This window comes from Pseudomonas sp. SWRI179 (assembly GCF_014268705.1).
In the GTDB taxonomy this organism is placed as follows: Bacteria; Pseudomonadota; Gammaproteobacteria; order Pseudomonadales; family Pseudomonadaceae; genus Aquipseudomonas; species Aquipseudomonas zanjanensis.
Map to the genome: position 1 here is coordinate 1 of NZ_JABWRA010000091.1, position 13,454 is coordinate 13,454.

A 13,454-nucleotide genomic window follows, 5' to 3' on the forward strand; every position below is an offset into this window, starting at 1 on the left:
CGAGGGAGCTTGCTCCCGCTCGGTTGCGCAGCGACCGCAAGATCTTAGGGCCGCTGCGCAGCCCAGCGGGAGCAAGCTCCCTCGCCACAGGGAGCTGTTTTTTCTATTTCGAGTAATCAGTACATCACCTGATACCCACGACTGCTCAAGCAACTGCCTTGGGCCTGGCGATAGGTCTGCACCACTTCCGGTGCCGGTGGGTAGGTGTAGTTGCGCGGGTCGAAACCACTCTGCTGCACTGCCCAGCGATAGCAGTCGTAGCCATCCTGATTGACCTGTTCGGGCGGCTGGCCGTTGGCGGGATAGGCCACTACGTCGAAACTGTTGCCCTGGGGTTGCGGCTGCGGGTTGGCGGCCGGCGCATCGACCACGACGTAATCCTGGGTGTTGGCTTCGTAGATGTAATAAGCGCCGGCAGCGAGGAAGAACAGCGAGCTGCCGATCCACACTTCCCTGGCGTAATCGGGCAAGTAACGGGTACGGATGCCCCGCGGTGGCGCGACCACGACATAACGCGGCCCTTGCGGGCGATACCAGTAGCCGCCCGAGTAGAAATAATCCTGGCCGCGATAGGGCACACGGTAGTTGCGATCCGGGAAACGGTCGATCACATAACCCGGACGGTACTGCGGCCCAGGGCCCCAACCGTTGCCATGCCCACCCGGCCGACCGGGCCAAGGCTGATCGGGACGGCCGTCATGGTCGGGTCGCGGACCTGCGTTCGGATAACCATCATTGCGCCGTGGGATATCGCGATAGTAGCCCGGTTGCGGTTCACGGGTCTGGGTCACGCTGTCGGGCCGGCCCTGGATCGGCAGGTTGTTGCCAGGTTGCGGCTGCGGCGGCCGCCCATGAACGTTAGGGTCCTGGGGCGGACGATCGTAGTGCTGTCCGCCTGGGTCATGCGGCTTGACCTCGAACTGACGACTGTTGTCGCCCCGAATGATCTCGTTGCCCTGCGGCCGTGGCTGGCCTGAGTAACCCTGGCCGTTGCCGCCACGACCGTCCTGCCCGCGACCGCCGTCCGGGCCGCCACGGTTTTGCTGATCGTCGGCCATTCCCTGCGCACTGACACTTGCCCACAACAGACCAACACCTGCCAAACGCCAGATGCGCGACTTCATGAAATTCCTCACAACGGTTCAAGGCCTGATGATAAGACTGAGAAAGCCCAGGCCGGTTCTGCGACAGATTATCAGCCACGGGGTTTATTTCGCAGGCATTAAAAAAGGGAGGCCCGTCGGCCTCCCCTTGAGAATTTCGTCCGTGCGCGACGCTTATGACGTCGGCTCACCTCACGCCGTCTTCTGGACGGTGTGCAGCTCGGGGGCCTGCCAGTACCGGTGGGTACTGCGGCCGCAGCCGGCCTGATTGGGCGGGCTGCACTGGACTGTTTGTCCGAGCAGTGATCTTGGTGGTAAGCATAAGCCTGGGGCGCCGATAGATGATTGCGAAGATTGCGGAAATAAACATCACTTGCGCAATTTTTAACCCCGGATAGATAATCCGCCGCAATTATCAAGATAAAGGCCCGACCGATGAGCAAACTCGACCGTTACGACCTGAGCATTCTGGCGGAACTGCAACGTGACGCGCGCATCTCCAACCAGGAACTGGCCGAACGCATCGGCCTGTCGCCCTCCCCCTGCTCACGGCGGGTCAAGCAGTTGGAGGATGACGGCTACATCACCCGCCAGGTCGCCCTGCTCGACCGCAAGCTGCTCGGCCTGAGCCTGACGGCTTATGTGCTGATCGGCATGGACCGCCACACTCCCGAGCGTTTCGAGAACTTCGAAGCCGCCATCCGCAACCTGCCACAAGTGCTGGAGTGCAGCCTGGTCACCGGCATGGACGCCGACTACCAGCTCAAAGTGGTGGTGCCGGACATGGACCATTACCAGAAACTGCTGCTGGGGCACCTGACCCGGATCGATGGCGTTACCAGCGTGCGTTCGAGTTTTGTGCTGAACCAGGTGCTTAACAGCACTGAACTGCCGTTGACGCATCTGCGTAGCTGAAGCCCCCATCGCGAGCAGGCTCGCTCCCACAAGGAGTTGCGCCCTGACACAGATCCATTGTGGGAGCGAGCCTGCTCGCGATGGCGTCAGCCCAGGCGATGAATAGCTGCGACACACCGCCGCAGGCCAATCCTCCACCCGCCCCCCATGCCTTATACTCGCCGCGCCTTTTCAATCCCGCCCACGCCGGAGTGTCCTGATGGATCCTGCTGTCTTCGAAGAGTGGATGATGACCGGCCTGGTCAGCATCCTGATCATTTTCATGGGCTTCATCGTCTGGGACCTGGCGAAGAAGTCCAAGGCCGGGCGTTTTGGCTCGTTCATCCTGTTTTTCGTGCTGGGCCTCGGCGTGGCGGCGTTCATCATCAAAAGCGTGGTGATCGGCCTGATCGAATCCGGCGCGTTATAAGCGCGCCGGGACTTCTTTCCACTGCCCCTGGTCGAGCCCTTCGAGTGTCCAGTCGCCGATCCTGACCCGCACCAGGCGCAGTGTCGGCAAGCCCACTGCGGCAGTCATCCGCCGCACTTGGCGATTGCGCCCTTCGCGGATCACCAATTCCAACCAACTCGTCGGCACGCTTTTACGAAAACGCACCGGCGGGTTGCGTGGCCATAATTGCGGTTCGTCCAATGGGCGCGCCTCGGCCGGCAACGTCATGCCGTCGTTCAACTCCACGCCACCACGCAAACGCTGCAACTGTTCAGCGCTCGCCTCACCCTCGACCTGCACCCAATAGGTCTTGGCCAATTTGTGCTTGGGGTCGGCAATACGCGCCTGCAACTGCCCATCGTTAGTCAGCAACAGCAAGCCTTCGCTGTCCCGGTCCAGGCGTCCGGCCGGGTAGATACCCGGTATGTCGATAAAATCCTTGAGCGTCGCCCGCCCCTCACCGTCACTGAATTGCGTCAGCACATCGAAGGGTTTGTTGAACAGGATCAGCTTCGGCTCGGCCGGCGGAGCCTTGGCCACACGGCGCGGTGCGGCGATTGCAGGCTTCGCGCCAGGGCGACGGGAAGCAGGGCGTGGAGGACGGGGCATGGCAAATACAACATCTAACGGTCAGGGCCGACCATGCTAGTGGCCCGACCGTTAAATAACCACCATCCCCCTTCAACAGGGCATCAGCGGAACGGCGGCTCGTCGAAGCTGCGCAGCTTGCGCGAGTGCAACGAGTTGAGTTCGGTGCGCAGCAGGTCCAACGCCGCGATGCCGATTTTCAGGTGCTGGTTGACCGCTCGCTCATAGAACGCGTTGGCCGAGCCCGGCAATTTGATCTCGCTGTGCAACGGTTTGTCCGAGACGCACAGCAACGTGCCATAGGGCACCCGCAGGCGATAACCCTGGGCGGCGATGGTGCCGCTTTCCATGTCCACCGCCACGGCGCGGGACAGGTTGATCAGCGGCCGCTCCTGGGCCCAGCGCAATTCCCAGTTGCGGTCGTCATAGGTCAGCACGGTGCCGGTGCGCAGGCGTTTTTTTAGCTCGTCGCCCTTCTCGCCAGTGATGTTCGCCGCGGCCTGCTGAAGCGCCATCTGCACTTCGGCCAGGGCTGGAATCGGAATATTCGGCGGCACCACCCGGTCGAGGATCCCGTCGCGGCGCATGTAGGCGTGGGCCAGCACGTAGTCGCCGATGGTCTGGGACTGCCGCAGCCCGCCGCAATGGCCGATCATCAGCCAGCAATGCGGGCGCAGCACGGCGAGGTGATCGGTGATGTTCTTGGCGTTGGACGGGCCGACACCGATGTTCACCAGCGTCACGCCATGGCCGTCGCTGGCCTGCAAGTGATAGGCCGGCATCTGGTAGCGGTGCCAGACCACGCCAGCAGCGATGGCCGACGCTTCGCTGTGCTCCATGTTCTTGTCGATGATCACGTTACCCGGCAGGACCATGCGCACGAAACGCGGGTCGCTGCGCAGTTGCTCCAGGCCATGGACGATGAACTGGTCGACGTAGCGGTGGTAGTTGGTCAGCAGGATCCACGGCTGCACATGGCGCCAGTCGCTGCCGGTGTAATGCACCAGCCGGCGCAGGGAAAAGTCCACCCGCGCGGCGTCGAACAGCGCCAGGGGCAGCGGGTCGGTGTTTTCCCAATCATAGAGGCCGTCGGCGATGCCATCGGTGGCGGCCGACAGGTCGGTGCTGGGGAATACCCGCGCCAGCACGGCGGCGGTCACACCGGAGCCGGCCAGTTCGTCGCCTTGCTCCACCACGTACGGGTACGGAATGTTCTGCTCGCTGACCCCCACTTCCACGGTGACGGTAAAGTCGTGCATCAGCGGGACCAGCTGTTCCAGCAGATATTTACGGAACGCGGCGGGATGAGTGACGGTGACGCTGTAGGTGCCGGGCAACTGGACCTTGGCATAGGCACGCGTGGTTTGCGGGACTTCACCGTGGCAGTGATAGGTCAGGCGCAGGGCGGGATAACGAAACAATGCACGCTGCTCGGCATCCGGCTCGACGCGGTCCTTGAGATACCGCATCAGCGCCTGGTTCAGCGCGGTGGTCGCACGCTCGTGCAGGGCCGCCAGACGATCCACGGCTTGTTCGGCGGTTTGAACGACAATAAACGCTTCGGTCACGATCAGCTTCCTGTGTTCTGACTTGCAGGTCTTCATCTTGCCTGCATCGCCGCCCGACGGGAACAGTGGCGTACTTAGATGTTGCGTACGACTCAGGGCCACTGTGGGAGCGAGCCTGCTCGCGATAGCGGTGTATCCGTCACTACAGATGCTGAATGGGCCGACGCTTTCGCGAGCAAGCCCGCTCCCACAAGGTTCGGTGGCGTACTCCGATGCTGTGTACGACCCAGGTCCCACTGTGGGAGCGGGCTTGCTCGCGAAAGCGGTGTATCAGTCACTACAAATGCTGGATGGGCCGACGCTTTCGCGAGCAAGCCCGTTCCCACAAGGTTCGGTGGCGTACTCCGATGCTGTGTATGACTCAGGTCCACTGTGGGAGCGAGCCTGCTCGCGATAGCGGTGTATCAGTCACTACAGATGCTGGATGGGCCGACGTCTTCGCGAGCAGGCTCGCTCCCACAAGGTTTGGTGGCGTACTCCGATGCTGTGTACGACTCAGGTCCACTGTGGGAGCGGGCTTGCTCGCGAAAGCGGTGTATCAGTCACTACAAATGCTGGATGGGCCGACGCTTTCGCGAGCAAGCCCGCTCCCACAAGGTTCGGTGGCGTACTCCGATGCTGTGTACCACCTCAGGTCCACTGTGGGAGCGAGCCTGCTCGCGAAAGCGGTGTATTAGCCACCACACATGCTGAATGGGCCGACGTCTTCGCGAGCAGGCTCGCTCCCACAGGGGCCTGTGCCGACCTGAGTCTTCTTAAAAGCCGTGCGGGGTCGAGCGGGCGACGATGGCCTCGACATTCAAGCCCCTCGGCAAGGCACCGTACACCCGGCCGGTCGAACCCAGGCGGCTGGCGATGAACGCATCGCTGACTTCGCTATTGCCCGCTTCGAGTAACAGCTTGGCTTGCAGGCCCACGGCGATGTCTTCGGTCAATTGTCGGGCGCGGTACTGGATGTCGTCGGTGTCCTTGAACGCGGCGTGCAATTGATCGATATGGCGGGCCAGGCGCTTGTCGCCGTGGCCGTCGCCCAACTCATTGAACAAGACCTCCAATACACCGGGTTCCTTGGACAAGGCGCGCAACACATCGAGGCACTGCACATTACCGGAACCCTCCCACGTCGAGTTGACCGGTGCCTCCCGGTACAGGCGCGGCAGGATGCTGTCCTCGACGTAGCCAGCGCCGCCCATGCATTCGGCGGCTTCGTTGATCATCGCGGGGGCGCGCTTGCAGATCCAGTACTTGCCCACCGCCGTCACCAGCCGGGCGAACTTGGCCTCGTGCTCATCGTTCAAGTGGTCCAGCGCCCGGCCCATGCGCAGGCTCAGGGCCAGGGCGGACTCGCTTTCCAGCGCCAGGTCCGCCAGGACGTTTTGCATCAGCGGCTGTTCGCTCAACAGCTTGCCACCGACCTTGCGGTGCGCGCAGTGATGGCTGGCCTGGGTCAGCGCCTGGCGCATCAGCGCGCTGGAACCGACCATGCAATCGAAGCGGGTCATGGCGACCATCTCGATAATCGTCGGCACGCCTCGGCCCTCCTCACCGACCATCCAGGCCAGGGCGCCACGGAACTCGACTTCGCTGGAGGCGTTGGAACAGTTGCCCAGTTTGTTCTTCAAGCGCTGGATGTAGAACTGATTGCGCGTGTCGTCGGGGCGATGGCGCGGCAGCAGGAAACAGGTCAGGCCCTTGTCGGTCTGGGCCAAGGTGAGGAAGGCGTCGCACATCGGCGCCGAACAGAACCATTTGTGGCCCACCAGTTCATAGGCCTGGCCCGGGCCGCTGGCGCCCACCGGATAGGCCTTGGTGGTGTTGGCGCGTACATCGGTGCCGCCCTGTTTTTCGGTCATCGCCATGCCCAGGGTCACCCCGGCCTTGTGGGCCATGCCGACGTTGCGCGGGTCGTATTCGGTGGCCAGCACCTTCGGCACCCAGCGCTCGGCCAGGTCCGGCTGCAAGCGCAGCGCCGGCACGCTGGCAAACGTCATGGTCAGCGGGCAACCGGTGCCGGCTTCGGCCTGGCTGTGCAGGTAGGTCATCGAGGCGCGGGCGACATGCGCACCCGGCTGTGGCTGGGCCCAGGGCAAACTGGGCAGGCCATGTTCAATGGCGGTGCGCATCAACTGGTGATAAGCGGGATGGAATTCCACCAGGTCGATGCGATGGCCATAACGGTCATGGCTGGAGAACACCGGCTTGTTCTGGTTGGCGAGGAAGCCTGCTTCCATCAACGGCCCACCGGCCAGCGCCCCATACGCATCGATCCGCGCCTGCGCCCAACCAGCGCCAAAGCGCTGCGACCACTGTTGCAGCGGCAGGTCGATGCGGTACAGGTTGGCGCCATCCAGGGACGGCGGCTGATTGGTGACGTCGTGGGTTTCAGCGAACTGATGCAGGTTCATGACAGGGCTCCTCGATCGGCAGGGATTCAGTTAAGCACCGCCTCCAGGCCGAACAAAGTGTCATATGCGCCTAAATATCGGCGCTTTCGCCCTGCCTTGGGCACAGTACCCGACGCTGGAGCGTCGCCTGCAATGCCTCGAATTTCACCGGTTTGCCCAGGTAATCGATCAACGCGCCCGACGGGCAGCACGCCTGGCCCAGGTTCGGGCTGACTACCAGCACCGGCAGCTCTTCACAGCCGGATAAAGCGCGGATCTGGCAGCAAACCGACACACCGTCCAACGGCGGCAATTGGCAATCGAGCAGTACCGCATCGAAGCGCTCGCCGTGCAGCAGCTCCAGCGCGGCGCGGCCGCTGTCGGCGGTGCGCACCCGATAACCCAGCTTGAGCAACATGCCGCGCATGACCAACTGATCGATGTTGTTGTCATCCGCCAGCAGCACCGTGCAATCCTGGGGCTGGCGCGAGCCCTGGCGGGCCCCGAAGGAAAACGGCGTCGGGACCGCCGCTGGCAGGGCGACGTCAAATTCCACGTCCAGCTGGAAACGGCTGCCGCGACCGGGCTCGGACGTGTGGGTCAGGCGTCCGCCCAGCAGTTCCACCAATTGCCGACAGATCGCCAGGCCAACGCCGAGACCGCCGTATTCCCGGGTCATCGAGCCGTCGAGCTGGAAGAAGCGCTGGTACAAGGTCGCTTCCCCCAGGTCGGTAAAACCGATGCCGGTGTCGATGACGGCGAAAGACAACACCACCCGACCAAACTCCGTCGGCCGGCCGCTGACACGCAGGGCCAGGCCGCCCACCCGGGTGAACTTGATGGCGTTGTCCAGCAGGCATTCCAGGCTTTGGGCCAGTTTGCCGCTGTCGCCGAGCAAGCGGTCCGCCAGGCCCGGGGCTACGTCGACCTTGAAATCCAGGCCCTTGGCCGCGGCATTGGCGCCGAACTGCACCTGCAGCGCATCGACCACCCCGCGCAGGCTGAACGGCGCCGGATAGACCCTGAGCTTGCCGGCCTGCAACTCGGTGAGGGTGAGCATGCCGTTGACCATGCGCATCATGTCCCGCGCCGAACCGGCGGCGGTCTGTTGATACTGGGTCAGTTCCTCGTCCATCTCGACGGTTTCCATCAACTCCAGGGAGCCGATCACGCCATTCATCGGCGTGCGCAGTTCGTGGGTCAAGGTGGCGAGGAATTCATCCTTGAGCTTGTTGCCGTGGGCCAGTTGCTGGTTGAGCACTTCGAGCTTCTGCCCGGCGTCCAACAGGGTCTGGGCCTGCTGTTCGCGCATGGCATTGATGCGATCGGCCAGGGCCAGGGACAACAGCGCCACTTCGATGGCCGAGCCGATCTGGCTGGCGTACATGGTCAGGAAGACGTTCGGCAGGTAACCCAGCACCATCAAGGTATTGATGATGCCTCCCAGCAGAAACGCCGACCAGGCAATGATGAAATAACGCGCCACCCGCAGGCCACGCCACCAGGCGAACAGCCCGGCGGCGAAGATAGCCACCGTGAACACCAGCGCCAACGCCGTGGCCAGGCGCAGCGCCAGGGCATAGCTGGTCATCAGCGACAGGCCGACCACCACGGCGCTGTAGGCGATCAATGCGAGCAGCAAGCGATCCATCCAGCGGCCATGCTGGGCGGTTTGCAGGAAGCTGCGGGCAAACTGGCTGCCGAACAGCCCCGCGCAACCGATGAAGAACGGTGTCGCGGCGTTGGCCCACCAGGGGTTGTCCGGCCAGAAGTATTCGACGGCGGCGCCGTTGACCGACAACTGGTACAGGCCGAACGAGGCAATATAGAAGATGTAATAGAGGTAGCTGGTATCGCGCACGCTCAGGTAGATGAACAGGTTGTACACCAGCATACCCAGCAGCACGCCATAGATGATGCCCAGCACATACAGGCGCACCGGCTGTTGCTCGAGGTACGCGGTGCTCGACCACAGCGTCAACGGCGCCTGGATCGAACCCTGGCTTTGCAGGCGCAGGTAGACGGTCTGCCGCTGCTCGGGCTTGAACGCCAGGCTGAACAAGTAATTGTTCTGGCGGATTTCGCGATTGGCGAATGGCAACGCGTCACCGGTCTGGCGAACCAGGCGATAGGCTCCCGCCGCGTCGGGCAGGTACAAATCGAGGTGGTCCAGCGGCGGGTACGCCAGCTCCAGCAGCCAGGTGCGCTGGGCGTCCGGATTGGCGGGGCGATAGTGCAGGTCGATTTTCAGCCAGAAGGCTGACCGGGAGTAACCGGCGTTCAGCGTGGTTTTATCGTGGGGTTTGAAAGCACCCGCCGCGGATTGGGCCAGGACCTCGTCAATAGTGGCCGTGCCGGCCGCGTCTTCGAACACTTGCAGGGCATGGCCCAAGGGCAGGCTTTGGGTGAATTCATCGAATTCGAGGGCACTTGCCAGCGAGGGCAAGCACAGCAGCAACATCAGCAAATAGCGCATTTAAGCCCCAGCGTGGCCTGTCCGGTTGAGTCAGGAAGCCCCCCATTCCCTGAGTAGACGTAAAACCGGCATTACCTGTTATGTGTTGGATCCATCTCTAGCATAGCCGTTGATGGCCAATTTGCACCATTGAAATTTTTCCGACAGAGGGCTCTAGAACGGGCGTTTCAGAGCAAAGCATTGAGATAGAGCTGTTGCATTGGTCAGGTCGCAATTTCGTCGGCGCGGAGTTCTATTGTGGCGAGGGGATTTATCCCCGTTGGGCTGCACAGCAGCCCCAATAATTGTCGCCGCGCTATACCAGCCAGTTTGAATGGGGGCGCTTCGCACCCCAGCGGGGATAAATCCCCTCGCCACAGATGACCTCCATCATCACAGGTACACGCCGACCAGACGGGTTTGGTGGTAAGCTCGCGCACCATGAATATCTACAGCTCTCGCCCCGTTGTCCTCTGTCTCTCCGGCCATGATCCCAGTGGTGGCGCCGGCTTGCAGGCAGATATCGAAGCCCTGCTCGCCCAGGGTTGTCACGCCGCCCCGGCCGTTACCGCATTGACCGTGCAAGACACCGTCAACGTCAGCGATTTCCGTGTGCTCGACCGTGAGTGGGTGCTGGCGCAAGCCAATGCCGTGCTCAACGATGCCCAAGTGGCAGCAGTCAAGCTGGGAATGCTCGGCTCACTGGAAATGGTCGACACGGTGGTCGAACTGCTCCAGGCGCACCCGCACCTGCCGATGGTCTGCGACCCGGTGCTGCGCGCCGGCGGTGGTGGGCGCCTGGGCAAGGATGAGGTCGGCTACGCCATGCGCGAACGCCTGTTGCCCCTGGCGATCATCGCCACCCCCAACCTGCCTGAAGCACGCATCCTCGCCGAACTGCCCGACGGCAGCGCCGACGAGTGCGCGGAAAAACTGCTGCCCTTCGTCAAACACCTGTTGATCACCGGTGGCCACGGCGACGAACATGAAGTCCATAATCGCCTGTACAGCCGCGATGGCCGCCGCGAAACCTTTACCTGCCAGCGCTTGCCTGGCAGCTACCACGGTTCCGGCTGCACCCTGGCCAGCGCCCTCGCCGGTCGGCTGGCCCAGGGCGAACAGCTCGCCAGCGCCGTCAAGACAGCGCTGGACTACACCTGGCGCACCTTGCGCGATGCCGAACAACTGGGCAAAGGCCAGTTCGTCCCGCGTCGCCTGCCGCTGGATTTCTGCTCGTAGCACCGGAGGCCTGTGGAATGAAATTACGTGGCCTTTACGCCATCACCGATAGCCAATTGCTGGCCGGCAAGTTCCTCGCTTATGTAGAAGCAGCGCTGGAAGGTGGCGTGACCCTGCTGCAATACCGCGACAAAAGCAGCGACGAGGCCCGCCGCCTGCGGGAAGCCGAAGCCCTGCGCAACCTGTGCGAACGCTACAAGACCCAGTTGATCATCAACGACGACGCCGAGCTGGCCGCACGCCTGGGCGTCGGCGTGCACCTGGGCCAGACCGACGGCCCGTTGGCGCCGGTACGGGCATTGCTCGGGCACAAGGCAATCGTCGGCGCCACCTGCCACGCCAGCCTGGCATTGGCCGAACAGGCCGCCAGCGAAGGCGCCACCTATGTCGCGTTCGGGCGCTTCTTCAATTCCAACACCAAGCCCGGCGCCCCCAGCGCAAACCTTGAACTGCTCGAACAGGCACACATCAAACTGCATATCCCGATCTGCGCCATTGGCGGCATCACCCTGGAGAACGCCGCCCCGCTGGTGGCCCACGGGGTCGACCTGCTGGCGGTGGTCCACGGCCTGTTCGGCGCCGACAGCACCACTGAAGTGACGCGCCGTGCCCGCGCCTTCAACGCGCTGCTGCAGATCAAATAGTCCATTTTTCGTTTTCGAGAGCCCAACCATGTCCCGTTCCGAAACCCTGTTTGCCAATGCCCAGAAACACATCCCCGGCGGCGTGAACTCGCCTGTTCGCGCGTTCAAGAGCGTCGGCGGCACCCCGCTGTTCTTCAAGCACGCCGAAGGCGCGTACGTCACTGACGAAGACGACAAGCGCTATGTCGACTACGTCGGCTCCTGGGGCCCGATGATCCTCGGCCACAGCCATCCGGACGTGCTGGATGCGGTGCGCAAACAATTGGTCCACGGCCTGTCCTACGGCGCCCCGACCGCGATGGAAACCGAGATGGCCGACCTGGTCTGCTCGATCGTGCCGTCGATGGAAATGGTGCGCATGGTCAGCTCCGGCACCGAGGCGACCATGAGCGCAATCCGCCTGGCGCGGGGCTACACCGGTCGCGACAGCATCATCAAGTTCGAAGGCTGCTACCACGGCCACTCCGACAGCTTGCTGGTCAAGGCCGGCTCCGGCGCACTGACCCAAGGCGTGCCGAGTTCGGCCGGCGTACCCGCAGCCTTCGCCAAGCACACCCTGACCCTGCCGTTCAACGACCTCGAAGAAGTCGAGAAGATGCTCGGCGAAGTCGGCCAGGAAGTGGCGTGCATCATCGTCGAGCCGGTGGCCGGCAACATGAACTGCGTACCACCGGCGCCGGGTTTCCTCGAAGGCCTGCGCAGCCTGTGCGACCAGCATGGCGTGGTGTTGATCTTCGACGAAGTGATGACTGGCTTTCGCGTGGCCCTCGGCGGCGCCCAGGCCCATTACGGCGTCACGCCGGACCTGAGCACCTTTGGCAAGATCATCGGCGGCGGCATGCCGGTGGGCTGCTTCGGCGGCAAACGCAAGATCATGGAGTGCATCGCCCCGCTGGGCCCGGTTTACCAGGCGGGTACGCTGTCGGGCAACCCGTTGGCCATGGCCGCCGGCCTGACCACGCTACGCCTGATCAGCCGCCCGGGCTTCCACGCCGAACTGACCGACTACACCACCCGCCTGCTCGACGGCTTGCAGATCCGCGCCGATGCGGCCGGCATCCCCTTCGTGACCACCCAGGCGGGCGGCATGTTCGGCCTGTATTTCAGCGGCGCCGATGACATCGTCACCTTCGAAGACGTCATGGCCAGCGATGCCGATCGGTTCAAGCGTTTCTTCCACCTGATGCTCGACGGCGGCGTGTACCTGGCCCCGAGTGCGTTCGAAGCCGGCTTCACCTCCATCGCTCATGGCGAGACCGAGCTGAAGATTACCCTCGACGCGGCCGAACGGGCCTTCGCGGCACTGAAGTAAGGCTGTGGATAACTGACGCTGGCTGACGCCGGCGTCAGTGATTGCTGACAACCCCCCGCCCTTTTCCTACGTATTTATGCCCGAAGCTGCTATTAGCATTCCCTCGCAGCAGAAAAACGAGTAAAGACTTTGTAAGGATGGCCCCGCTTATTTCATAATGCGCGCTTATTGGATCCCCTGGAGGGTCCGCGCGCCCCTCAGAGGTAAGTCGATTCCCATGAACCGCACCGGCCGCACCCTTGCCTTGGGCTGCCTGTTGCTCCTTCAGCCGCTGCTGGCGAATGCACAGGCAGGCGGCAACTCGTTGTTGATCCCGGCGCTGGGCCGTTGCACGCTCAACACCCAGCCACAAGATCTCGCACCGGCACTCGACGCCTGTCAAAAAGCGGCGGACGCAGGTGATGCACAAGCGCAATACGAGTTGGGCGAGTTCTACTACGAAGGCAAGACTGCACCGCGCGACCTCAAGCAAGCCCTCAACTACTTCGAAAAAGCCTCGCTGCAAGGCCATGCCCAGGCGCAATTCAAGCTCGGCGGCATGTTCTTCCATGGCGAAGGCGTGCCGGCCAACAACGTCCAGGCCTACATCGTACTGAAGATGGCCGCGGTCAACGGCGCCGAAGAAGCCCTGGACACCGCCGACGAAGTCGCCGAGCAGATGCCTCGCGATGAATTGGAAGTGGCGACCCAGGTGCTGGGGCAGATCTTTCGCAAATACCTGATGGAATTGCAGAACGCCGATGGGCGTACGCCTTTTTCGCCGTTGCCCTGAATCCACCACGGCCTTCTGTGGCGAGGGGATTTATCCCCGCTGGG

The 13,454-nt window shown here is 62.9% G+C and carries 11 protein-coding genes; 6 read left to right on the top strand and 5 right to left on the bottom strand.

Annotated features, from left to right (window positions below):
• Positions 1-116: 116 nt before the first annotated feature.
• Complete coding sequence (locus HU767_RS27830; protein ID WP_186731040.1) at positions 117-1,124, bottom strand: DUF6515 family protein; 1,008 nt, start codon at positions 1,122-1,124, stop codon at positions 117-119.
• A 414-nt stretch (positions 1,125-1,538) separates the two neighbouring features.
• Between HU767_RS27830 and HU767_RS27835 the strand changes: the two genes are divergently transcribed.
• Together HU767_RS27835 and HU767_RS27840 are read left to right on the top strand one after the other, a co-directional pair.
• A complete protein-coding gene (locus HU767_RS27835; RefSeq protein WP_003185723.1) occupies positions 1,539-2,018 on the top strand; it encodes an Lrp/AsnC family transcriptional regulator in 480 nt (159 codons plus the stop codon).
• A gap of 199 nt (positions 2,019-2,217) precedes the next feature.
• Positions 2,218-2,427 (top strand): DUF2788 domain-containing protein, encoded by a 210-nt coding sequence (locus HU767_RS27840; RefSeq protein WP_003228500.1) that lies wholly within the window; start codon positions 2,218-2,220, stop codon positions 2,425-2,427.
• On the opposite strand, the gene HU767_RS27845 is transcribed toward HU767_RS27840, so the two are convergent.
• The 4 genes from HU767_RS27845 to HU767_RS27860 all read right to left on the bottom strand — a co-directional run bounded on the left by HU767_RS27845 (position 2,422) and on the right by HU767_RS27860 (position 9,464).
• A complete protein-coding gene (locus tag HU767_RS27845; protein WP_186731043.1) occupies positions 2,422-2,988 on the bottom strand; it encodes a pseudouridine synthase in 567 nt (188 codons plus the stop codon). The two genes, HU767_RS27840 and HU767_RS27845, sit on opposite strands and share 6 nt — an antisense overlap.
• A 152-nt stretch (positions 2,989-3,140) precedes the next feature.
• Positions 3,141-4,640: an AMP nucleosidase gene (gene amn, locus HU767_RS27850; RefSeq protein ID WP_186706611.1), complete on the bottom strand. Its 1,500-nt coding sequence runs from the start codon at positions 4,638-4,640 to the stop codon at positions 3,141-3,143.
• 719 nt (positions 4,641-5,359) lie between these two features.
• Positions 5,360-7,009, bottom strand: coding sequence for an acyl-CoA dehydrogenase family protein (locus tag HU767_RS27855; protein ID WP_186731041.1), 1,650 nt, complete (start codon positions 7,007-7,009; stop codon positions 5,360-5,362).
• A 70-nt stretch (positions 7,010-7,079) separates the two neighbouring features.
• The gene (locus tag HU767_RS27860; protein WP_186706552.1) at positions 7,080-9,464 is read right to left on the bottom strand and encodes a hybrid sensor histidine kinase/response regulator; all 2,385 of its coding nucleotides are present in this window, start codon (positions 9,462-9,464) and stop codon (positions 7,080-7,082) included.
• Positions 9,465-9,884: 420 nt separating this feature from the next.
• Between HU767_RS27860 and HU767_RS27865 the strand changes: the two genes are divergently transcribed.
• From HU767_RS27865 to HU767_RS27880, 4 genes are all read left to right on the top strand, one after another.
• Positions 9,885-10,682: a hydroxymethylpyrimidine/phosphomethylpyrimidine kinase gene (locus HU767_RS27865; RefSeq protein WP_186706553.1), complete on the top strand. Its 798-nt coding sequence runs from the start codon at positions 9,885-9,887 to the stop codon at positions 10,680-10,682.
• 17 nt (positions 10,683-10,699) lie between these two features.
• Positions 10,700-11,326 (top strand): thiamine phosphate synthase, encoded by a 627-nt coding sequence (gene thiE / locus HU767_RS27870; protein WP_186731042.1) that lies wholly within the window; start codon positions 10,700-10,702, stop codon positions 11,324-11,326.
• Positions 11,327-11,354: 28 nt separating this feature from the next.
• A complete protein-coding gene (gene hemL, locus HU767_RS27875) occupies positions 11,355-12,638 on the top strand; it encodes a glutamate-1-semialdehyde 2,1-aminomutase (RefSeq protein WP_186706555.1) in 1,284 nt (427 codons plus the stop codon).
• 217 nt (positions 12,639-12,855) lie between these two features.
• A complete protein-coding gene (locus tag HU767_RS27880; protein WP_186706556.1) occupies positions 12,856-13,410 on the top strand; it encodes a tetratricopeptide repeat protein in 555 nt (184 codons plus the stop codon).
• The last annotated feature ends 44 nt before the right edge of the window (positions 13,411-13,454 follow it).